Source organism: Xylophilus sp. GW821-FHT01B05 (assembly GCA_038961845.1).
Lineage (GTDB): Bacteria > Pseudomonadota > Gammaproteobacteria > Burkholderiales > Burkholderiaceae_C > Xylophilus.
The window spans coordinates 1,686,909-1,708,541 of record CP152408.1 but is presented as its reverse complement, the minus strand read 5'-3'; the positions used below and the strand labels follow the sequence as shown (position 1 = coordinate 1,708,541).

At 67.0% G+C, this 21,633-nt stretch carries 20 protein-coding genes; 7 read left to right on the top strand and 13 right to left on the bottom strand.

What is annotated here, in order from left to right:
• Positions 1 to 99 precede the first annotated feature (99 nt).
• Complete coding sequence (locus tag AAFF27_08040) at positions 100 to 1,197, bottom strand: FecR domain-containing protein (GenBank protein ID XAH25130.1); 1,098 nt, start codon at positions 1,195 to 1,197, stop codon at positions 100 to 102.
• A gap of 70 nt (positions 1,198 to 1,267) precedes the next feature.
• Positions 1,268 to 1,765, bottom strand: a complete 498-nt coding sequence (locus AAFF27_08035; protein XAH25129.1) for a sigma-70 family RNA polymerase sigma factor — start codon at positions 1,763 to 1,765, stop codon at positions 1,268 to 1,270.
• Between the two features lie 291 nt (positions 1,766 to 2,056).
• Here AAFF27_08035 and AAFF27_08030 point away from each other — a divergent pair, with 291 nt between their 5' ends.
• Together AAFF27_08030 and AAFF27_08025 are read left to right on the top strand one after the other, a co-directional pair.
• Positions 2,057 to 3,031, top strand: coding sequence for a Bug family tripartite tricarboxylate transporter substrate binding protein (locus tag AAFF27_08030; GenBank protein XAH25128.1), 975 nt, complete (start codon positions 2,057 to 2,059; stop codon positions 3,029 to 3,031).
• 11 nt (positions 3,032 to 3,042) lie between these two features.
• A complete protein-coding gene (locus AAFF27_08025) occupies positions 3,043 to 3,873 on the top strand; it encodes a phosphatase PAP2 family protein (protein ID XAH25127.1) in 831 nt (276 codons plus the stop codon).
• Positions 3,874 to 3,955: 82 nt separating this feature from the next.
• Here the strand turns inward: AAFF27_08025 and AAFF27_08020 are convergent, their stop codons facing one another.
• The 4 genes from AAFF27_08020 to AAFF27_08005 all read right to left on the bottom strand — a co-directional run bounded on the left by AAFF27_08020 (position 3,956) and on the right by AAFF27_08005 (position 7,525).
• On the bottom strand, positions 3,956 to 5,272 hold the full coding sequence (locus AAFF27_08020; protein XAH25126.1) for an MFS transporter: 1,317 nt from the start codon (positions 5,270 to 5,272) through the stop codon (positions 3,956 to 3,958).
• A 27-nt stretch (positions 5,273 to 5,299) separates the two neighbouring features.
• On the bottom strand, positions 5,300 to 5,971 hold the full coding sequence (locus AAFF27_08015; protein XAH25125.1) for a hypothetical protein: 672 nt from the start codon (positions 5,969 to 5,971) through the stop codon (positions 5,300 to 5,302).
• A gap of 112 nt (positions 5,972 to 6,083) precedes the next feature.
• The gene (locus tag AAFF27_08010; protein XAH25124.1) at positions 6,084 to 7,037 is read right to left on the bottom strand and encodes a LysR family transcriptional regulator; all 954 of its coding nucleotides are present in this window, start codon (positions 7,035 to 7,037) and stop codon (positions 6,084 to 6,086) included.
• A complete protein-coding gene (locus tag AAFF27_08005) occupies positions 7,034 to 7,525 on the bottom strand; it encodes a molybdenum cofactor biosynthesis protein MoaE (GenBank protein XAH25123.1) in 492 nt (163 codons plus the stop codon). Before AAFF27_08005 ends, AAFF27_08010 begins: the two co-directional genes overlap by 4 nt.
• Before the next feature lie 300 nt (positions 7,526 to 7,825).
• Between AAFF27_08005 and AAFF27_08000 the strand changes: the two genes are divergently transcribed.
• The 4 genes from AAFF27_08000 to AAFF27_07985 all read left to right on the top strand — a co-directional run bounded on the left by AAFF27_08000 (position 7,826) and on the right by AAFF27_07985 (position 14,563).
• Positions 7,826 to 9,544 (top strand): tannase/feruloyl esterase family alpha/beta hydrolase, encoded by a 1,719-nt coding sequence (locus tag AAFF27_08000; GenBank protein ID XAH25122.1) that lies wholly within the window; start codon positions 7,826 to 7,828, stop codon positions 9,542 to 9,544.
• A 369-nt stretch (positions 9,545 to 9,913) separates the two neighbouring features.
• Entirely contained in the window at positions 9,914 to 10,909 is a 996-nt protein-coding gene (locus tag AAFF27_07995) for a ThuA domain-containing protein (protein ID XAH25121.1), read from the top strand.
• Positions 10,910 to 10,948: 39 nt separating this feature from the next.
• Positions 10,949 to 13,096, top strand: coding sequence for a PQQ-binding-like beta-propeller repeat protein (locus AAFF27_07990; GenBank protein XAH25120.1), 2,148 nt, complete (start codon positions 10,949 to 10,951; stop codon positions 13,094 to 13,096).
• Between the two features lie 57 nt (positions 13,097 to 13,153).
• Complete coding sequence (locus AAFF27_07985) at positions 13,154 to 14,563, top strand: IS701 family transposase (protein ID XAH25119.1); 1,410 nt, start codon at positions 13,154 to 13,156, stop codon at positions 14,561 to 14,563.
• Between the two features lie 369 nt (positions 14,564 to 14,932).
• Here the strand turns inward: AAFF27_07985 and AAFF27_07980 are convergent, their stop codons facing one another.
• Positions 14,933 to 16,069: a hypothetical protein gene (locus AAFF27_07980; protein XAH25118.1), complete on the bottom strand. Its 1,137-nt coding sequence runs from the start codon at positions 16,067 to 16,069 to the stop codon at positions 14,933 to 14,935.
• 401 nt (positions 16,070 to 16,470) lie between these two features.
• Between AAFF27_07980 and AAFF27_07975 the strand changes: the two genes are divergently transcribed.
• Entirely contained in the window at positions 16,471 to 17,352 is an 882-nt protein-coding gene (locus tag AAFF27_07975) for a dihydrodipicolinate synthase family protein (GenBank protein ID XAH25117.1), read from the top strand.
• 100 nt (positions 17,353 to 17,452) lie between these two features.
• Here the strand turns inward: AAFF27_07975 and AAFF27_07970 are convergent, their stop codons facing one another.
• The 6 genes from AAFF27_07970 to AAFF27_07945 are packed head-to-tail and all read right to left on the bottom strand — an operon-like array spanning position 17,453 to position 21,630.
• The gene (locus AAFF27_07970; GenBank protein XAH25116.1) at positions 17,453 to 17,707 is read right to left on the bottom strand and encodes a MoaD/ThiS family protein; all 255 of its coding nucleotides are present in this window, start codon (positions 17,705 to 17,707) and stop codon (positions 17,453 to 17,455) included.
• Positions 17,704 to 18,978: a gephyrin-like molybdotransferase Glp gene (gene glp, locus AAFF27_07965; GenBank protein ID XAH25115.1), complete on the bottom strand. Its 1,275-nt coding sequence runs from the start codon at positions 18,976 to 18,978 to the stop codon at positions 17,704 to 17,706. The genes AAFF27_07970 and glp overlap by 4 nt, the downstream gene beginning before the upstream one ends.
• 31 nt (positions 18,979 to 19,009) lie before the next feature.
• The gene (gene mobB / locus AAFF27_07960; protein ID XAH25114.1) at positions 19,010 to 19,546 is read right to left on the bottom strand and encodes a molybdopterin-guanine dinucleotide biosynthesis protein B; all 537 of its coding nucleotides are present in this window, start codon (positions 19,544 to 19,546) and stop codon (positions 19,010 to 19,012) included.
• Positions 19,547 to 19,550: 4 nt separating this feature from the next.
• Positions 19,551 to 20,978 (bottom strand): threonine synthase, encoded by a 1,428-nt coding sequence (gene thrC, locus AAFF27_07955; GenBank protein XAH25113.1) that lies wholly within the window; start codon positions 20,976 to 20,978, stop codon positions 19,551 to 19,553.
• 5 nt (positions 20,979 to 20,983) lie between these two features.
• Positions 20,984 to 21,391 (bottom strand): PIN domain-containing protein, encoded by a 408-nt coding sequence (locus AAFF27_07950; protein ID XAH25112.1) that lies wholly within the window; start codon positions 21,389 to 21,391, stop codon positions 20,984 to 20,986.
• Positions 21,388 to 21,630, bottom strand: a complete 243-nt coding sequence (locus AAFF27_07945; protein XAH25111.1) for a hypothetical protein — start codon at positions 21,628 to 21,630, stop codon at positions 21,388 to 21,390. Before AAFF27_07945 ends, AAFF27_07950 begins: the two co-directional genes overlap by 4 nt.
• Between the last annotated feature and the right edge of the window lie 3 nt (positions 21,631 to 21,633).

Genomic DNA, 21,633 nt, shown 5'->3' with positions numbered 1-21,633 from the left:
CTCCAATGAAAAGCAGGTGAATAGAAATCAGTCCTACTTATCTAGACGCACCAGCTTTTGCGATCCTCATGTCCATCCGCCAACTTTTTTGAGCCGGGGTCAGCGGATGCCGACCACTTCCGTGACATTGCCACGCTGCGCCAAGCGCACCGGCAGTTGCTGCGGCAGCGCCTGCACAAAGCTGCGGAAGTTCTTCAAGCTGTAGCTGCCGCCCACGCGCAGCGCCGCCACGGCCGGGTCGCGCACCAGCACGCCGGTGCTGCCGTAGCGTTCGAACTCGGCCAGGGCCTGGGCCAGCGGGATGTTGTCGAAGCTGACCCGCCCATCGCGCCAGGGCGCGGCGCTGCCGGGCGGTACGCTGGCCACGGGGCGCAGTTGGCCGCTGCTGTCAGCCGCAACAGCCTGGCCGGCCGTCAGCTCGACGCTGCCCTCGCCCTGCACGCGTGCCACCCGCACGCGGCCCTGCTCCACCACCACCTGCGTCTCGCCCTCGCCCATGCCGCTGCGCGTGTGGCGCACCGAGAAGCGGGTGCCGACCACGGTGATGCGCAACGCGCCGGCCAGCACGTGGAAGGGCCGCGACGGGTCGGCCTGCACCGTGAAGAAGGCCTGCCCCTCGGGCAGGCGCACCTCGCGCCGGTCGCGAAACAGGCGCACCTCGGCCTGGGTGCTGGTGTCGAGCAGCAGGTGGCTGCCGTCAGGCAGCTCGGCCTGCAATTGCTGGCCGCGCGCGGTGGCGTAGTTTTTCTCGAAGGTCGGCTGGCGGCGCCAGTAGTCCCAGCCCCACCAGCCGCTGCCCGCGACGGTGAAGGCCACAGATGCCGCAGCGGCCTGGGGCAGAAAGCGGCTGATGTCGAGCATCCACGCCCGGCGGCCAGGGGACACCGGGCGTGGTGTGCACGGCTGCGTGGGCGGCGCGGCCAGCGCCTTGAGCGAGCGCCGCTCGGCGGCCGGCATGTCGCGCAGGCGGCCAAAGGTGCCGTCCAGGTCCTCGTAGGCGGCCTGGTGCGACGGGCTCTGGGCCAGCCAGGCGCGCAGCTCGTCTTCAGCGGCGGCGTCAAGGCCGTTGCGCTGGCGCGCGACCCAGGTGGCGGCCTCGATGTCGAGCGGGTCTTGCCCTTGCGCGAACTCGGCGTACTCGCGCTCGTCCAGGTCGTCCTGGACCTGACGCGGATCGGAGGAAGCTGGCTGGTTCATGGGTACGACAAAGGGGCCTTATGGATATAGACGCACGAGCCCCATCGAATCCTCACCTCTTGCAAGACATTCATTGGCGGCCCATCAACTGGCGCTCGCACAGCTTGCAGGCCAGCATGCCGCGCACGATGTGCTTCTCGACCATGCTGCAGGAGATGCCCATGCGCGCGGCGATCTGCGCGTGCGGCAGGTCCTCAAACACATGCAGCAGAAATGCTTCGCGGCAGCGAGGCGGCAGCGCCTCGATGGCGGCGACATAGGCGCGCACCACCTGCATCGAGGCCAGCGCCTCTTCGGGCTGCAAGTGCCGTGGCGCGGCGGGTTGGTCGGACTCGGCCAGTTCGTCGATGTCGTCGTGCTGGCGCACCTGGGCGCGGCGGTGCCGGTCCACCAGCAGGTGGCGGGCGATCTGCCGCAGCACGGCCTGCGGCTGCAACATGGAGACGCCGCCGCGCTGCGCCGCCAGAAAGCGCGCATAGGCCTCCTGGACCACATCGCGCGCGGCGTCGGTGTCCTTGACCGCATGGCTGCAAAAACGCAGCAGGTCCTGGTAATAGCGTGCGACCACAGTTGTTCCAGCCAATGGATGAGCAATGCCCGTCGTGTGGTGGCTGAGATGTGGCGGCGGCTGGATCTGTAGCGCGGGGGGAGACGGGGCGGCGGATTATAGAAGCCGGGCCCCAACGCCCTCGGTGCCCGGGTCTTCCGCTGATAGGCTTGTAGCGGTATGTTTCAGGGTCTGAGAACGTGTTTACGATCTCTATGGGGTCCCCATACAGATCGTAAACACGTTCTTACAGGTACACGGCATCCGGCTTGCATGTGCCCCCGGCCTCTTCCATTTTTGGAGTCTTTTCCTATGTTCTCTGCACAACGACGCACCCTGTCGCTGGCGCTTGGCGCCCTGCTGGCCACCGGCCTCTTCTCGGGCGCGGCCCAGGCGCAAACGCCGATCCGCCTGCTGGTCGGCTTCCCGCCCGGTGGCGGCACCGACGCCATCGCCCGCACCCTGGCCGAGAAGCTGCAGCCGCTGCTGGGCGCAACCGTGATCGTAGAGAACCGCGCCGGCGCCGGCGGCCAGATCGCCGCCCAGGCGCTGAAGGCGGCCCCGGCCGATGGCCACACCTTCTTCGTCACGCATGACCACACCATCTCGGTGCTGCCGCAGGTGGTGAAGAACCCGGGCTTCGACCCGGCGCGCGACTTCGTGCCGGTGGTGGGCTTTGCCACCTTCGCCAATGCGCTGGCGGTGTCGGGCAGCACGCCGGCGCAAAACTTCAACGACTACGTGGCCTGGGTCAAGGCCCAGGGCGGCAAGAGCAGCGTGGGCATTCCGGCGCCGGCCAGCACGCCTGAATTCACGGTGAAGCTGGTGGCCGAGAAGTACAAGCTCGACCTGCAATCCGTGCCCTACCGTGGCAGCGCGCCCATGCTGGCCGACATGCTGGGCAGCCAGATCGCCGCAGGCATTGGCTCGGTGCCCGACTTCATCGAGAACCAGAAGGCCGGCAAGGTGCGCATCCTGGCCGTGGTGGGCGACAAGCGCCAGCCGCTGCTGCCGGATGTGCCCACCTTTGCCGAGCTGGGCCTGAGCGGGCTCGATGACATGCCCTACTACGGCGTGTTCGCCCCGGCCGGCACGCCGCAGGCGGTGCTGGACCGTTTCTCTGACGCCGTCGCCAAGGTGCTGGCGCAGCCCGACGTGCGCGAGCGCTTCACCAACCTGGGCCTGTCGGTGCAGTACCTGCCGCAGCCGCGCTTCACCGCACTGGAGAAGGCCTACACCCAGGCCTGGACGCGCATCATCAAGACCTCTGGCTTCCAGCCCCAGTGAAAGGCGGCTCCATGCGCCTGAGCGCCCTTGCTGCGGCGCTGGCTGCGGCCTGCCTGGCCAGCGCCTGCGCACCGCTGCCCACCACCTCGGCGCAAGAGGTGGGCGACATCTGGCCCGGCTACGTCAAGGGCTACCTGCCGCCCGGCGCCTTGCCCGACAGCCTGGCGCTGCTGCCCGCGCCGCCAGCGCCGGGCTCGGCCGCCTGGGCCGCAGACGTGGCCAGCTTCCATACCCTGGCGGCTTTGCGCAACACGCCGCGCGGCGCGCTGGCGGTGCGGGATGCGGATCTGCACTTTCCGGCGGCGGCGCAAACCTTCTCCTGCGCGCTGGGCGTGCCGGTGTCTGACACCGCCACGCCGCACCTGAACATGCTGCTGCGCCGCACCCTGGGCGACGCAGCCCTCAGCACCGACCGCGCCAAAGAGCACTACAAGCGCCCGCGCCCCTTTGCCGTGCTGAACACGCCCAGTTGCACGCCAAAGGAAGAGGCCGAGCTGGCCAAGAACGGCTCCTACCCTTCGGGCCATTCCTCCATTGGCTGGACCTGGGCATTGGTGCTGGCCGAGGTGGCACCAGAACGCGCCGATGCGCTGCTGCAGCGCGGCCGCGCCTTCTCGCAAAGCCGTGGCATCTGCGGCGTGCACTGGCAGAGCGACATCGAAGCCGGCCGCCTGATCGGCGCGGCGACGGTGGCAAGGCTGCAGTCGAACCCGGTGTTTGCCACGCAGTTGGGTGCGGCGCGGCAAGAGGTGGCTACCGCACGTGCCCAGGGCGCCAAGCCGGCGGGCGACTGCGCGGCGGAGGCGGCGGCCATCGGGTCATCGGCCAGGCTGGCGCCTTGAGCGGGAATAGGTAGCTATCTAATAGATAGCTACCTCCCCTAGTCCAGCCTACGTTTCAGCCACTTTTCGTTCTAAAAACCGTTCAAGCTTCAAGCGGCTTCTTGGCAGTCTCGCGGGCCACCAGCAGCGAGGCCAGCGTCAGCCCCAGCGCCACCACGACATAGCAAGACACCACCACCGTATTGCCATAGGACTTGTACAGCGTGGCGATGATGAGCGGTGCAAAGCCACCGCCGACGATGCCGGCCAGCGTGTAGGCCAGCGACGATCCGGCGTAGCGCACGCGGCTGGGGAACTGCTCGGTCACGAAGGCGGCTTGCGGGCCGTACATCATGGCGTGGATCAGCAGGCCGCCGACCACCGCCGCGCAGATGGCCAGCGGCTGCGCCTTGTCCATCAGCACAAAGAAGACAAAGGCCCAGACCATGCCCAGCAGCGCGCCGGCAATGTAGACCGGCCGGCGTCCCAGGCGATCAGACAAGGCGCCAAAGTACGGCACCGCCAGCGCATTGCAGGCCGCGCCAATCATGGTCGCCGTCAGCGCCATGGGCCGCGACAGGTGCAACACCGTGGTCACGTAGGTCAGCGTAAACACCACCACCAGCGCATACAGCACGTCAGAGCCGATGCGCGAGCCGCCGGCCACCAGCAGGCGGCGCCAGTGCTGGGTCAGCACCTCTTTGATGGGGGTCTTGGCGGTGGCCTTTTTCTCTTCCATCTCGCGGAACACCGGGGTCTCGTCCACACCGCGGCGCAGCCACAGGCCAAACAGCACCAGCGCCACGCTGGAGACAAAGGGAATGCGCCAGCCCCAGGACAGGAAATCCTCAGGGCTCAGGAAGGCCGACACCAGGGCGATGAAGCCGGTGCCGATCAGCGTGCCGCAAGACGGCCCGACCTGCGTGAACGATGCGTTGCGGCCGCGCTCATTGGGCTTGCCGTGCTCCATCGACAGCAGCACCGCGCCGGCCCATTCGCCGCCCAATGCCACGCCCTGCACAAAGCGCAGGGCCACCAGCGCCACCGGCGCCCAGATGCCCCAGCTGGCATAGGTCGGCAGCAGGCCCATCAGGCCGGTGGCCACACCCATGATGACCAGCGTGGCCACCAGCACGAAGCGCCGTCCCAGGCGGTCGCCCAGGTGGCCAAAGACGATGCCGCCCAGCGGCCGCGAGATATAGCCCACCGCATAGGTCGAGAAGGCCAGGATGGTGCCGGTGAGTGGGTCGAACGAGGGGAAGAACACCGCGTTGAAGACCAGCGCGGCCATCAGGTTGTAGACGGTGAAGTCGTACCACTCCAGCGTGGTGCCGACCGAGCTCGCCATGGCGAGCCGGCCCATCTTGGGCGCGGCGTGGGAGGAAGAGGAAGGGGCAATCACAGGATTCACGGCACTCATGGAAGACTCCGTTTCAGCAGACAAAAATCAGGCCAGATCGGCCGCGGCCAGCTTCCAGCCCAGCGCATAGCGCCAGGCGGCTGCGGCATCGGCCTGCAACAAATCGGCGGCGCTTGCCAGTGCGGCATCGCTGCCCGCGTCGTGGCTGGTTTCCACCACCAACATCGGCTGCAGCACGCGGCCTTCGGTCTGCTCCTTGGGCAGCGGCGTGCTCAATGCCACGTCGGGCACCAGCAGATAGGACTGCACAAAGCCCGGCAGCGCCGCCAATTGGCGGCCCGCGTCGTGGGCCTGGGCGACCAGCGCGGCGCGGTCATCGGCCAACGGCAAGGGCAGCACGACAACGCGGCTGCCGCTGCCAAAGCCCACCACAGCCTCTACCGCGCACACGCGGCGCACCGGCTGGCGCATGCGGTCCAGGTTGGTGACGGACCACGGCGTTTGCTGGCCAAAGGCGGCGCGGTAGGCGGGCGAGGTGAAGACATCGAGCGCGGCCGTGCGGTACAGCCCCAGGTATTTGCGGCCGCCCTGCAGCGACTGGTAGCGCGCACCAGACAAGAAGCCGGGCACGCGCACGCGCTCTTCCACATGCTCGCGGTCGTACCACTGGTTGTAGTCGGCATCGTCGGCCGCATCGACGTCGGCAGCGACGAAGAGCATGCCGTGCACGGCCAGACCAGTGGGGGAAAGGGAAACCATAGCGACTCCTGAATGACAGCCTTCGAAAAGAAGGCGCGATCATCAGTCGCAGGCCGGGTCGGCCACAAACGGGTTTTTCTAGCCCGCTGGCAACAAAATTACTTGTCGGGTTTTAAGGAGTTTTTGCACCAACTAGGGGTTGGCCCGATGGTCCCGCGCCCCATACCGATGCATCCAACGACAAGGTAAATTGATCCGAGGCACGACAAGCCAGCTCAGCCACCAAACGGATCGCATCCGAATCCGCCGCGTCCAGATGGCTCACCACGATGCGCTGCGGCGGCAGCGGCGTGTCGCAGTCGATCACGCGCAGGTGGCCAGCGGTGATGTCGTCCAGCACCGGCGGCAGTGGCACCAGTGCATTGCCAAAGCCCGAGCGCACCAGCCGCACGATGGCGGCGATGGAGCTCACGCAGTGCACCTTGCCCAGCGGCATGCCGGCCTCGCGGTGCAGGTACTTGAGCGCCTGGTGCGGCTGCGAGCCCGGGCTCATGGTCAGCACCGGCTCCTGCAGCAAGTGGGCGATGCGGCCCTCGCCTTCCACTGCCGGCCGGTGGCCCGCCCCTACCCAGCCCATGGGCATGGGCAGGCAGGGCGTGCTGACGATGCCGGCGCCGCCGATGTGGTCGGTCTGGAAGGCGATGTCGAGCGAGCCCTCGCGCAGGCTGCGATGCAGCGCCAGCGTGGTCTCGGAAGTCAACTGCACCTCGATACCCGGGTAGGTCGAGCGCAGGTTCTGCAGAAAGCTCACCAGCCAGGTGTGCACTACCGTCTCGATCGCGCCGATACGCACCAGGCCCAGCATCTCTTCGCGCGGGCGGCCCAGCGACACGATCTCGCGTCGCAGCTCCAGCAGGCGCTCGCCATAGTCGAGCAGGCGCAGGCCCACCGGCGTCAGTCGCAGGTCGCGCGGATCGCGCTCGAACAGGCGCGCGCCAATGTCCTGTTCCAGCGATGCAATGCGGTTGGACACCGCCGCCTGCGTGATGTGCAGCCGGTCTGCCGCCGCGCGAAAGCTGCCCAGCCGCGCCACCCACATGAAGGCCTCGACAAAGCGCGTATTCATGCTGCCGGCCCGACCACGCCCCAACGCGCCAGCGCCGCGTCGTCGCTGGTGCGGGCATCGACCCAGCGTGCGCCGGACGGGGTGCTTTCCTTCTTCCAGAACGGCGCCTGGGTCTTCAGGTAGTCCATCAGGAATTCGCAGGCCTGGAAGGCCTCGCCCCGGTGCGCAGAGGCCACCGCCACCAGCACGATCTGGTCGCAAGGCTGCAGCAGGCCCACGCGGTGGATGACCCGCGCCGCGCGGATGTCAAAGCGCGCATGCGCCGCATCCACCATGGCCTCGATCGCCTTCTCGGTCATGCCCGGGTAGTGCTCCAGCTCCATCGCAGATACCGCCTCGGCCCCACCGCGGTCGCGCACCGTGCCGACAAAGCTGCACACCGCGCCCACACCGCCATCGCCCGCGCGCAAGGCCGCCACCTCGGCGGACAGGTCGAAGTCGGCAGTCTGGATGGAGACACGGGTAGCAGCGTTGCGCGGGGACGTCATGCGGCGGATTGTGGCACTGGCCCCTCTGGCGCGGCCCTTTCCGCCTTTTGCCTTGCCCTGGTATCCGGCGTAAGCCTTCGGCCAGAAATGCAAAATAATGCTGAAAACCCTAGGTTTTGCGCCTTGCCGGCAAGTTGATTTATGCAATATATTGCATAAATCCGCACCACATCCTGGTCACGCGGTTTTGGCGGCAACCCATCGCCAGCGCCCGAACAGGGCAACGCCGCCCAGCAAGGCCTATCCGGCCCGCCTGTGGAAACGCGACCTCTCACCCCACACACACAACGGAGACTCCCCATGAAAACCAATCACTGGCGCCGCCGCGGCCTGATGTCATTTGTTAGCGCTGTCGCGCTGGCCGCCAGCGCGACTGGCTGCGGCGGCAGCAGTGCCTCCACACCACCCATTCCGGACAAGTCCGCGCTGGCCCAGGCCTGCGCCGGCCTGCAGGGCAAGGTGGTCAGCGCCAGCACCATCGGCATTGCCAGCGGCGCGGGCACCATCACCTCGGCCAGGCTGGTGCCGGCCGTCAGCACGGCGCCCGCCTTTGCGGAGTACTGCCAGGTGCTGGGGGCGATCGCGCCGCTGACGGCGGCGGCGGATCCGATCAAGTTCCAGATCAACCTGCCAACCACCTGGAACGAGAAGGCGGTGATGGTCGGCGGCGGCGGCTTCAACGGCTCGCTGACCGACGCAACAGCCGCCCTGCGCGACGCCGCGCCCGGCCAGCCCCAGCCCATCACGCAGGGCTTTGCCACCTTTGGCACCGACTCCGGCCACGACGCCAGCAGCTACGTCAACACCGACCCGGCCAAGTTCGCGCTCAATGACGAGATGTTCCTGAACTTCGCCCACCAGGCCTACAAGAAGGTGCGCGACGTGGCCCAGGAAGTGATGCAGGCCTACTACCTGCGCAAGCCCGCGCGCCAGTACTTCTACGGCGGCTCGGAAGGCGGCCGCGAAGGCCTGACCATGGCGCAGCGCTACCCCGCCGACTTCGACGGCATCGTGTCGGTGGTGCCGGTGATCCACTGGACCGGGCTCTTCAATGGCTTCATCAACTACACCCTGCCCCAGTTCAACGGCGGCGCGCTAGGCGCAGCCAAGATCAGCCTGGTGGCCAATACCGTCAACGCCGCCTGCGACGGCCTGGACGGCATCGCGGATGGCGTCGTCAGCAACTACCTGGCCTGCCCCGCCAAAATCGACCTGCAGGCCCTGCGCTGCGCCGCCGGCGCCGACACAGGCAACAGCTGCCTGTCGGACGCCCAACTGGCCACGCTCAACGCTGCCTACGGCCCGACCGTGATGCCCTTTGCGCTGGCCAACGGCCTCACCACCTACCCGGGCCGCCTGTACGGCGGGGAGATCCAGGCCGGTGGCGAAGGCATTGCGCGCTGGGTCAGCAATGGCGCCACGCCGTCACTGCCGCCCACGGCCAACGATGGCCGTGGCGTGATCTACGGCAGCAGCTACGCGCGCTATGTGATCGCACGCGATGCCGGCTTTGACATACGCGGCTACACGCCACAGAAGTTCCAGCAACGCATCCAGGAGGTGTCGGCCTTGATGGACTCGACCAACCCCGACCTGTCGGCCTTCTACGCGCGCGGCGGCAAGCTGATCATTCGGGAGAACAGCGGCGACTGGGCACAGAGCCCGCTGGCCGGCATCCAGTACTACCAGAGCGTGGTGGCGCGCATGGGCGCATCCGAGGTCGACAAGTTCATGCGGCTCTACGTGTCACCCGCCTCCTCGCACGGCGGCTCGGCGGCCAGCCTCACGACCGGGACCGAAGTGCCGACCAACCACGACCTGCTGAGCACGCTGGATGCGTGGGCCAGCGGCGGCACCGCGCCGGCTGATGCGCTGACCCAGGTGCGCAACGCCAAGACCGCACCATTCGCCACCATCGCCACGCGCCCCATGTGCCGCTACCCGGCCTACCCGCGCTATGTGGCGGGCGGTGATCCGCTGCAAGCGTCCAGCTACCAGTGCGTGGCCTCGGCGCCTTGAAAGGCCTGCGCGCTTCTTCACGCATGGCCACACCTCGGCGCTGCCGCAGGTGCTGAAAAAGCCGGGCTTCGGCCCGGCGCGCGACTGCGGGCCCGTGGCCGCCCCAGTCGCGCCCTGATTCCCTCCCCCACAAGCAGCCCTGCGCCGCAGCGGCAAGCCATCCCGCATCAGCCTGCCCGGCCCGGGCGCACGGCGCCAGCGCTCGCCCAGAGTTGCCAATCCAAAAAAATGAGAAACAATTTCATTATTGGAAAATCTTTCCAATATTAGTACCATGCGGGCCGCGACAGCCGCATGGGAAGTGGCGCCTGCGCCGTGCCGGGCACTCCCTGTTGTCGCCCGTCAGCCATCACAAACAAGGAGACCATCTTGAAATACTCGGTACCACCGATCAGGTTCGCCGCCACGACCTCAGCCATGCTGCTGGGCATCACGGCCTGCGGAGGCGGCTCGGACGCCCCGGCCGACAGCGCCAGCGCAGACAGCTTCGACGCCTACTACAACGTCTGCCGCGGTGTTGATCCGGCCTGCTACAACGAGTGGGGCGCATTTGCCAGCACGCCCAACCGGGTACTGGTCTATTCGCGCACGGCCGGGCCGCGGCATGCCAACCTGGGCACGCCCATGGCGCAAGGGCTGAACCCCGCCATGAACGCCGACAACGTCATGCAGGCAGGCCTCAAGCGCATGCTGGAGGCGGCCGACATCAGCGTCGACTGGACCGAAGACGTCACCGTCATCGCCAACCGCATCAACAACTACAAGGCAGTGATCTTCGCCAGCTCCAACCGCGACACGCTGTGGAACGAGGCCGCCACCTCCAGCAACGACGCCGCCCGCACCGCACTGCGCAACTACATGCGCCGGGGCGGCGGCTTCGTCGGCCTGCACAACGCGTTCGGGGCGGAATACAACTGGCCCTACTACGAAGGGCTGCTGGGCAACGCCAACTTCTACAACCACGCGCCCAACCGCAACGGCGACGTTGAAATCATGGCCGACGACCCCTCCACGCAGGGCGTGCCGGCGCGCTTCGCGTTCCAGGACGAGTGGTACAACCTCACGCCCTTCCCGACCAAGGTGAAGTTCCTGGCCAAGGTGGACACGTCCACGCTCAACCCGCTCACGGCCGCCCCGCATCCGGGCCACAAGGACTTCCACCCGGTCGCCTGGTGCCAGTACTACGACGGCGGCCGGGCCTGGCTGACCACGCTCGGCCACAACACCCATTCCTTCCAGGCCAATTCCAGCGGGCCCGGTGCGGACGCATTCCAGAAGCTCGTGGTGCAGGGCATACGGTCGGCCATGGGGCTCACGCCCTTCTGCACCGGCGGCGGCAGCGGCACCGTCACGGCGGCGCAGTAAACGCAGCAAGAACAAGAACACACCAGGCCTGGAGACACCATGCGATCCATATCCGTACCCATACTTGCGCTTTCCACCACCGCGCTTGCGGCCGCCCTGCTGCTGCACGGCTGCGGCGGCAGCGATGGCGCGCCCGGCAACACCCAGGGCGCCGCCGCCGACCTGCTGCACTGCTGCACCGCCGGCGACAAGGACTTCCCCAAAGTGGGCGGCAACCTCGGCAACCAGAACTACTCGGCGCTCACGCAGCTCGACCAGCAGCGCGTGGGCCAGCTCGGCGGGGCCTGGGTCAACCGCATCGAAGGCGGCCTGTCCAGCGGCACCAACCAGAGCACCACGGTGGTGGTCGACGGCGTGATCTACATCGAGTCGGCGCCGGGCAACGTGATCGCCGTCGATGGCAAGACCGGCGCAACCAAGTGGAAATGGACAACGCCCTACGGCGTCATCACGCGCCGGGGCGTGGCCGTGGCCAAGGACCTGGGCCTGGTCTATACCGTGGCCAACGGCAACCGGCTGGTGGCACTCAAGCTGGACAGCGGCGAGGTCGCGTGGATCAAGCAGTACCCCACCGATGCCGGCGACGCCAACTACCTTGGCGCCGTGCAGAAGGTGGCGCTCGTCTACCACAAGCGCCGCCTCTACATAGGCACCAACGACGGCAACCGCGGCGCGGCCTTCTCGGCGGACGCCACCAACGGCAATGTGCTGAACATGTTCTGGGGCGTGCCGCGCCCGGGCGAGATGGGCTACGACACCTGGGGCGGCGCCGAGGAAGCCAACCGCACCGGCGCCACGCCCTGGATTCATCCGGCGGTGGACCCGGACCTCAACCTCGTCTACTGGACCTTCGGCAACGTGCGCGGCGGCTCGTCACAAGACGGCTCCAAGCGTCCCGGCCTGAACCTGTTCGCCAACTCCATCGTGGCGCTGGACCTCACCACCGGCGCCTACAAATGGCACTTCCAGTCGGTGCACCACGACATCTGGGACATGGACAACGTGATGGCGCCGGTGCTGGCCGACGTGCGCATCGACGGCCGCGACCGCAAGGTCGTGATCTACGGCAGCAAGAGCGGCATGTACTACATCCTCGACCGCAAGGACGGCAGTGCGCCGCTCGGCATCGACGAGCGCCCGGTCAAACAGGACCCGCGCCAAGCCACCTGGCCGACACAGCCCTTCCCGCGCCAGGGCGGCTTCACCGAAAGCTGCATCGTGCAGCAGCCGCTGGGCACGCAGGTGCCCGGCGACCCCAACCGCGCCGTGCCCAACTACCAGACCGGCTGCCTGTATGACCCGCACTGGGACACGCCCCTGCTGTCGATACCAGGCCATGGCGGCGGCGCCAACTGGAACCACCAGTCCTTCAGCCCGCGCTCGGGCCTGGTCTACACCGGCCTGGGCTACGCCGGCGCGGCGCACTCGCTGAGCGAGGCCAGCAACGGCCTGCGCCCGCCGGGCTCCTACATGACCGGCGCGGTGGTGGCGGTCGATCCCGCCACCAACCTGGTGCGATGGAAGAAGCAAATGCCCTATTCGCTGGCGCATGGCAACGGCATTCTCACCACCGCGGGCAACCTGCTCTTCATCGGCCAGCCCGACGGCAACCTGCTGGCCATGGCGGCAGACAGCGGCGCAGAACTCTGGCGCTTCCAGACCGGCGCCTCCATCAGCGCAAGCCCCATCACCTACGAGGTCGGCGGCGAGCAGTACATCGCCGTCTACGCGGGCGGCAGCTCCATCCCCTACAGCGACGCACCGCGCGGCGACTTCCTGTGGGCCTTCAAGGTCGGCGGCACGGTGCCACCCGCAGCCACCCCCACCCCGCCGCAGGTCCGCCGGCCGGTGTCAGGCAGTGCCGTCGAAGGCGCAGCCCTGCCCACGCCCAACACGGTGTTCCTGGGCCGCGTACAGACCACGGCCAACGCCCCCGGCACCACGGAATCCACCGCCGTGAACGCGATGACGCCCACCTGGATGCGCGTGCCCGTCAACACCACCGTGACCTTCCGCAACCCAACCGGCAACACCGGCGTGCACTGCGCCACGCAGTTCTTCGAGGGCCTGTTCAATGTGCGGCTGGCACCCGGCGAGTCAGCGCAGTACACCTTCGACAAGCGCGGCGAGTACTTCTACAACGACTGCTACAGCCCCCGGGCTACGGGCAAGATCGTGGTGTATTAGTCTTACTGTGTCATAAATGAAATAATGCGATCCTCTAGTCTTCGCACCGGAGGATTGATGAATGCAGTCGAGCGCTTCGATAGCTACCTGGAGCACCTGAGCGCAGGCTTGGGTCACACGGATCGGCATGCAGGCCTTCGTGGGTACTGCACGGGCCTGATGCTTCCCTTGTCGCGCAAGAGCGTAGAGCCCATGGCCGCGCGGGTGGATCCGACGCATGCCAGCGCGCGGCACCAAGCACTGCACCACTTCGTGGCCAAGGCCGACTGGTCTGACACGCAGATGCTGCGGCGGGTGTGCCAGTGGGTGATGCCCAGGATGGACTTCAGTCAGGGTGGCTGGTGGATCATCGACGACACCGGGTTCCCGAAGAAGGGTCGCCACTCGGTCGGGGTCACTCGTCAGTACTGCGGGATGCTGGGCAAACAGGACAACTGCCAAGTGGCCGTGAGCATCTCGCTTGCAAGCAAACAGGGCAGCCTGCCCGTGGCTTGGCAGCTGTACCTGCCCGAGGACTGGGCGGCAGATGTTGAACGCCGCGCCAAGGCTGGCGTTCCCGAGGAGGTTCGTTTCGCCACGAAGACGCAGATCGCGCTGCAGCAATTGCGCACGTTGCTGGACGAAGGTGCACCCCGCCACTGCGTGCTGGCCGATGCTGGCTACGGCGTGGACAACGCTTTTCGTCAGGCACTCAGCGATATGGGCTTGCTCTATGCGGTAGGTATCACATCTGCCGTCGTGGTCTGGCCGCCTGGCGTTCAGCCGCTGCCACCCAAGCCTTACAGCGGCATGGGCCGGCCGCCAGTGATGCCCAGGCGAACGGCAGCGCTACAGCCCATGAGCGTCAAGGCATTGGCGCAGTCCCTGCCAAGCCGAGCGTTCCAGGACATCAGTTGGCGCGAGGGAACCAACGACACATTGAACGGCCGCTTTGCGGCCGTGCGAGTGCGCCACGCCGGCGGCAATACGGGCAAGGCACGCCTGCGTCCCGAGCAGTGGCTGCTCATCGAGTGGCCAGCAAGCGACGTTGAGCCGAGCAAGTACTTCCTGTCCACAATGCCAGAAGACACGCCGATCAACGACTTGGTCGACGTTGCCCATCAGCGTTGGCGCATCGAGCGCGACTACCAGGATCTGAAGCAGGACTTCGGTCTCGGCCACTATGAGGGCCGAGGGTGGCGGGGGTTTCACCACCATGCCGCCTTGAGCATCGCGGCCTACGGGTTCCTCATGGCTGAACGCCTCGTCGCCGACAAGTCTGTCGGCGGTAAAAAAAACTTCATCGAACGCCAAGTGCCTGCCCTTCCCGAGGATTACGTCCCCCGCGGCAGTCCTGCGCGCGCAGCGCCACGTGCCGACGTCGATCACTACACTGCGCCATCGACTGAGCTATCAGCTGATCGCTCGTCTCGGCCAGTGCCCCTGCTGCGGAAGGGCAAGCGCAAAGCTACTCTTGTGACACAGTAAGATTAGGCCCACCCCCAGGCTGCGCGCTTCGCGTCTTCGCCTTCCCCCTCAAGGGGGCACATCCTGCAGACCGGCGGAGCCGGATCTGCGGATGTTTGCGCTTGGCCTGCTCCGCGGCCTTATGTGCCTTTTGGGTGTGTGCGCTGCTGGCGGTGCGTGTTGTTGTGTATTGAGCCCCCCAGGCTGCGCGCTGCGCGTCTTCGCCTTCCCCCTCAAGGGGGCACATCCTGCGGCCTGGCAAAGCCAGTTCCGCGGATGTTTGCGCATGGCCTGCTCCGCGGCCTTTTGTGCCTTTTGGGTTGTGCGCGCTGCTGGCGGTGCGGGTTCGGTGGGGACTCCCGTGGGCTCGCCTGGGCTCTCAGCGAAAGCTCACGGAACACCGCCGGTGGGCGCTGGCTCCTCGGGCGCCGCCATTCCCCCCACGGTGGCCATCGCTCGATTCATATTGATCTGTTCTATGCGCGGGTCCGGATGCTCATAGAGTCGCAAGAGATCGGAATAGGAAAGCTGTGCGGTGACCACTGCTCCAACAGAGTAATAGGCCACGGATTTCCTTGCGTCCTCACCAAACGCGCTGGCGATGTCCTCAAAGTTTCTTCTCAATGAATCCTCCTGCGACTGCCGCGCGGCGGCGCTCAGGATTCCATGCCGAGGGGTATAGCCCGGCTGCCGCTTAAGGCTGATGGACACCGCAATGGGCCCTTCGCGCCTGGCAGTGGCCAGCGCCTCGTCATCCACTACCAGCACCGGGTTGGAAAACACCACTCTGTTGTTGGCCTTGTCTATGGGCCGGATGGACACGATGTCCTCCCTGTTCTTCAGCTCGTACAGGCCTTCGATGGTGATGCTCGCATCCAGCGAAACATGCTCCCCGCCAACGCCGATCGACGGATTCCCCGCAAGGTCATGGCCCCGCAAAGCAGCAGGCGACAAGGAGTCCACGAATCGCCGCTTCACGTCGATCGCATCCTGGATGGCGCCCGCCGGCACCGAGAAGATGGAGTTCCCATCCCGCCCCAGTTCCCACCGCCAGGCCGGGCTCGCGGGAATCAGGTTCACCCTTGCCACGCCCTCATGCAGGATCTCCTGCTCGATCCTTCTGAGGTCGCCATAGGGATCGTAGATACGCCCCTTGTCATGGGCAGGCATGATCGATCGCACGCCCGGGCTACGCTGAAGCCCATCGAGCCCGGCCTGGGTGACGTAGATATCCATTCCCCCCAAACGACTGCGCCATACGGCCGCCTCCAGGTATTCGCCTTTTATGGAGTCCAGCACGGCGTTCTCTCCTGCAGAGAAGTCCAGCGTGCGTCCTGCGCGGTTGGCCTCCATCAGATCAGCGATGGAGTTCTTCACCTTCAAGCCCACGGAGACGTGGAAGTACCTGCTCTTTGGCGGTGCCGAATCAACGATGGATTTCGCCACCTCCGAAATGCTTGGCTCCATGGCATGTGCATGCGCGCAGGAAAGCAGGCCCGCGATGCCTGCCACAAGGGCCATGCGCATCGCCCTCGCCTTCCCATGAGAACTGCCCCGTTCAAGCGCTCCAGCAAGCATGGCCACACCTCTTTCTCAAGAATGGAACACGACCATAGCGGCTTTTTTCTTCATGGCGAATGAATCCGGACGATGTGCATGGGCTCATGAAAAACACGCACAGGCCCTAGAATCCCGCCGATGCCTCGCCACCCACACCCCCTTCGCACCGCCGCCCCGCGCGCGGCTGCTGGCGTGCGTGGCGCGGGCAAAGCGAAAAAACCAAAGCTCATCTGACCGGAGCTGCGGTTCCGTCCTCGGATGAGCGATGGAACCGCCCTTTCTCCCCTTCTTCTTTCCCTCTGGGCTTTTCGTACGCGCGCATCCGATGGCGGTTGTCCCTCGGTCGTTTCCTTGCAAAGGATGACAGCGTGCCTACTTCTCTTGCCTCCCCCGCCACCGGCTTTGCCGGCCTGTGGATTCCCCTTGTCACGCCCTTCGCCAATGGCGCGGTGGACCATGCCGCGCTGCGCGCGCTGGTGCAGCGCCTGAAGCCCACCGGCATTGCCGGGTTTGTGGCCTGCGGCTCGACGGCAGAAGCCGCGGCGCTCGACGAGCATGAGCAGCTCGCGGTGCTGGACACGGTGCTTGACGCCGCCGCCGGCCTGCCGGTGGTGATGGGCGCCAGCGGCTACCACCTGGGCCAGATGCGGGACTGGATCAGCACCATCACCAACCGGCCGCTGGCCGGCCTGCTGCTGCCCGCGCCCAGCTACATACGGCCGGCGCAAGAGGGCCTGCTGCACTGGTTTCGCAGCCTGGCCGACGCCAGCCCGGTGCCCGTGATCGTCTACGACATTCCCTACCGCACCGGCGCCACGCTGACGCGCGAGACCCTGCTGGCGCTGGCCGCACACGCCAACATCCGCGCCGTGAAGGACTGCGGTGGCGACCCGCTGAAGACGGCGGCCCTGATCGCCGATGGCCGGCTGCAGGTGCTGGCCGGCGAGGACGCGCAGATCTTCGGCACGGTGGCGCTGGGCGGCGCGGGCGCGATCGCGGCCAGCGCGCACTGGCAGACCGGGCGTTTCGTCGAACTGCTGCAACTGCTGGCAGCGCAGCGCCTGGAGGCAGCGCGGCGGCTGTGGCACGAGCTGCTGCCGTGGATGGAGCTGCTGTTCGCCGAACCCAACCCGGCGCCGATCAAGGCCTTGCTGGCCCGGCACGGCCTGCTGCGCAACGAGCTGCGGGCGCCGATGCAGCAAGCCTCGGCCGGGCTGGCGCAGCGGCTGGCGGCAGCCCCTTGGGAATAAATAGATAGCAGGTAGCCCAGGTATCTCCTGCATTTCAGGTACTTTTATACCTAAAGTGTACGATACACGCCGGCTACCAGCTATCAATAAAGAAGCGCCCTCACCCGCCCGTCACGGGCGGGAAGAAAGCCACTTCCGCGCCGTCTTCCAGCGCGGTGGCTTCGCTGCACAGCACCTGGGCCACGGCCACGCGCACCGCGCGGCTGCGCGCCAGGCTCTCGGCCCAGGCGCCGCCGCGGGCGATCAGCTCGTCGCGCAGGGCGCCGGCCGTGGCGGCGTCGGTGCGCAGCGTCTCCTGGCCCGTGCCCACGGCCTCGCGCACCGAGGCGAAATAGCGCACGCTGAGCGTCTTCATGCCATCAACTCCGCGAAGGGCAGGAACTGCACCAGATCGCCATGCGCGATGGCCGTGCCCGCCGGGTTGTCGACCAGGCCATCGCCCCAGACCATGGAGGTCAGCACGCCCGAGCCCTGGTGCCCGAACAGCTCCAGGCCGCCCTGGGCATTGCGCGCCACGCGCAAGAATTCACGCCGGCGCTCGGCCTTGCCCCAGCTGAAGTGCGCGGGCAGTTGCAGCGGCGCGGGCGCGACTTGCGTGGCGCCCTGCAGCTTGAGCAGAAAGGGCCGCACCAGCATCAGGAAGGTGACAAAGCTCGACACCGGGTTGCCCGGCAAGCCGATGAAGTGCGCGGCGCCCACTCGGCCATAGGCAAAGGGCTTGCCCGGCTTGATCGCCATCTGCCACAGCGTGAGCGTGCCCAGCGATTGCACGGCCGGCTTCACATGGTCTTCCTCACCCACCGACACACCGCCGCTGGTCAGGATCAGGTCATGCGACTCGGCCGCGCCGCGCAGTGTCTGCACCGTGGCGTCGAGCTGGTCGGGCACGATGCCCAAGTCGCTCACCTCGCAGCCGGCGCGCTGCAGCAGCGCGCGCAGCAAGAAGCGGTTCGAGTTGTAGATGGCGCCCGGCGGCATTTGCGCCGGCGCCACATCGCCCGGCATGACCAGCTCGTCGCCGGTAGAGAACAGCGCCACGCGCGGCCGCCGCGCCACCTGCAACTGCGCGCGGCCGATGCTCGCGGCCAGGCCCAGTGCAGCAGGCGCCATGCGCGTGCCGCGCGCCAGCACCACGGCGCCACGCGTCACGTCTTCGCCCGCACGGCGGATCGCCAGGCCCGGCTGCGGCGCGATGCCGATGCGCACGGCATTGGTGGCCGGCAGCGCGGTGCACTGCTCCTGCATCACCACGGCATCGGCGCCCGGCGGAATCGGCGCGCCGGTGAAGATGCGCGCGGCCGTGCCCGGCTGCAGCGGCTGCGGTGCCTGGCCGGCGGCAATGCGCTGCGATACCGGCAGCTCGGCACCAGGCGCTGCGCAGTCGGCGCTGCGCACGGCGTAGCCGTCCATGGCGCTGTTGTCCTGCGGCGGCACCTGCAGCTCAGACACAAGGTTTTCGGCCAGCACGCGCTGGTCGGCATCGAAGGTGGAGACGGTCTCGGTATCCGCCAGCGGCGTGGCATGCGACAGCAGCTCGGCCAGCGCGTCGTCGAGCGTGGTCAGGGTCTTGCGCGGGCTGCCGTCGAGCAGCGGCGGCGCGGCGTTGGGGGCAATGGGTTCGGACATCTGGCGATTGTCACGCCAAGCGCCCAACCCTTTAAGGCGCCTGGTAGCTGAAGCGCGCGCCGTTCTCGACCAGCCAGCGCGCAATCGCCGGCACATCGTTCAGATCCAGCAGCGGCAGCGCCGTGGGCACGGGCAGCGCGGCGGGTGCGTCGGTGGCAAGCGCCAGCACGGCGGGGTCCTGCGGGTAGCGCGCCGGGTGGCCAGCGTAGTCGGCCGTGGGCGCGCGCCAGATCTCTATCTTGGGCAGGTCGCTGCCGCGAAAGCCTTCCACCAGCAGCCAGTCCACCGTCGGGTCGATCTCGGTGATCAGCGCGTGCACCTCGGGCTCTTGCGGCGCCGGGTATTCGCGCATCAGTGCCAGCCGCACATCAGAGGCCACCAGCACCTCGCAGGCGCCGGCCTTGCGGTGGCGCCAGCTGTCCTTGCCCTCGTGGTCAATGTCGAAGCGGTGGTGCGCATGCTTGAGCACCGCCACCCGCGCGCCGCCGGCCACCAGCAAGCCGATCAAGGGCTCCAACAATGTGGTCTTGCCCGAGCCGGAATAGCCGGCAAAGCCGACGACATTCATGCCATCAATCGCAGTGCTGCACGATGTATTGTTTGACGATGGCCGCATCCGCCGGCAGCACCGTCACCCGCTTGGGCAGGGATTCGATGCCTTCGAACTGCTTGGGCCGGTCCGGCTCGCAGCCCAGGGCTTCGACGATGGTGGCGGCAAACTTGATCGGCAGCGCCGTCTCCAGCACCACCATGGGCACGCCGGGCTGCAGGTACTCACGCGCCACCTTCACGCCGTCGGCGGTGTGGGTGTCGATCATGGTGCCAAAGCGCTTCCAGGTATCGCGGATGGTGTCCAGGCGGTCGGCATGCGTGCTGCGGCCGCTGACAAAACCGTACTTGCCGGCAGCATCCGCAAAGGCGGCATGCGCATGCAGCTCGAACTTGCCGCTGCTGCCCAGGTCGTCGGCAAACAAGCGCTTGAGCGCTGCACCATCGCGGCCCAGCAGGTCGAACACAAAGCGCTCGAAGTTGCTGGCCTTGCTGATGTCCATCGACGGGCTCGAGGTCTCGTGCGTATCGGCGCTGCTGCGCACGCGGTAGACACCGGTGCGGAAGAACTCGTCGAGCACATCGTTCTCGTTGGTGGCCACCACCAGGCGCTCGATCGGCAGGCCCATCATGCGCGCCACATGGCCGGCGCAGACGTTGCCGAAGTTGCCGCTGGGCACGGCGAAGCTCACCTTCTGCTCGTCGCTACGCGTAGCCTGGAAATAGCCTGCGAAGTAGTAAACAACCTGCGCCAGCAACCGCGCCCAGTTGATCGAGTTGACCGTGCCGATCTTGTACTTGCGCTTGAACTCCGCGTCATGCGACACCGCCTTGACGATGTCCTGGCAGTCATCAAACACGCCTTCGATGGCGATGTTGTGGATGTTGGCGTCCTGCAGGCCAAACATCTGCGCCTGCTGGAACGGGCTCATGCGGCCGTTCGGGCTGGTCATGAACACGCGCACGCCCTGCTTGCCCTTCATGGCGTGCTCGGCCGCGCTGCCGGTGTCGCCGCTGGTGGCGCCGAGGATGTTCAGCTCCTCGCCGCGGCGGCCCAGTTCGTACTCGAACAGGTTGCCCAGCAGCTGCATGGCCATGTCCTTGAAGGCCAGCGTCGGGCCGTTGGACAGGGCCTCCAGATAGAAGCCGTCTTCCAGCTCGCGCAGCGGCACGATCTCTTTCGAGCCGAACACCGCCGCCGTATAGGTCTTGTCGCAGATCGCCGTCAGGTCAGCGGCCGGAATGTCGTCGATGTAGAGCGACAGAATCTCGAAGGCCAACGCCGCATAGCCCTGGCCGTCATAAATGCCGCGCCACTTGGCCAGCGTGGCCGCATCCACCTGCGGATAGGCCTCCGGCAGGTACAGCCCGCCATCAGGCGCCAGGCCCTCCAGCAGGATTTCACAAAAACGCTTGCGGTCGGGGTGGCCGCGGGTGGAGAGGTATTGCATGGCGGTCAGGAAGCGTCGGGGCAGATCAGGGCCACCCCGGGGAAGTAGGTGCGGACACGTGTCGCGTCGCGCGTAAGCAGTGTCCAGCCTTCGGCCAGGGCATGGGCACCAATGAAAAAGTCGGGCAAGGTAGCACTGCGCGCGCCGCCCGCCGCCCGGTAGGCCTGGTGGGCGCGCGACGCGGCAAATGCCGCGCCCAAGGGCACCGGCCGTACGTCGATGGACACATCCGCCAGGAACGCATCCAGCTCAGACTGGCCGGCAAAGGTACGGGCGATTTCGGCATACACGATGGCGTTGATGGCCAGCCCATCGCGCTGGCGCGCAAGCCCCAGCGCCTGAGCGCTCCAGTCCGCCCATTCGCCTTTGTCTTCGATCAGGTCGATCAGCACGTTGGAGTCGATCAGGATCATCGATTCCAGTCGTCGCCGCGCGTCTCGCGCATGATTTCGTCGGCCGTCATGCCCGACACACCGGTGCCGCGCCACTTGAGAAAAGGGTCCTCGCCATCGGGCTGGCGTACCGCAAACATGCGCACGCTGCCATCCGGCAGCGGCTCATAGTCCACCGACTGCCCCGGCTGCACACGCAGATGCTGGCGAATGGCTTTGGGCACCGTGACCTGGCTCTTCACCGTCAGGGCATAGCTCATGGA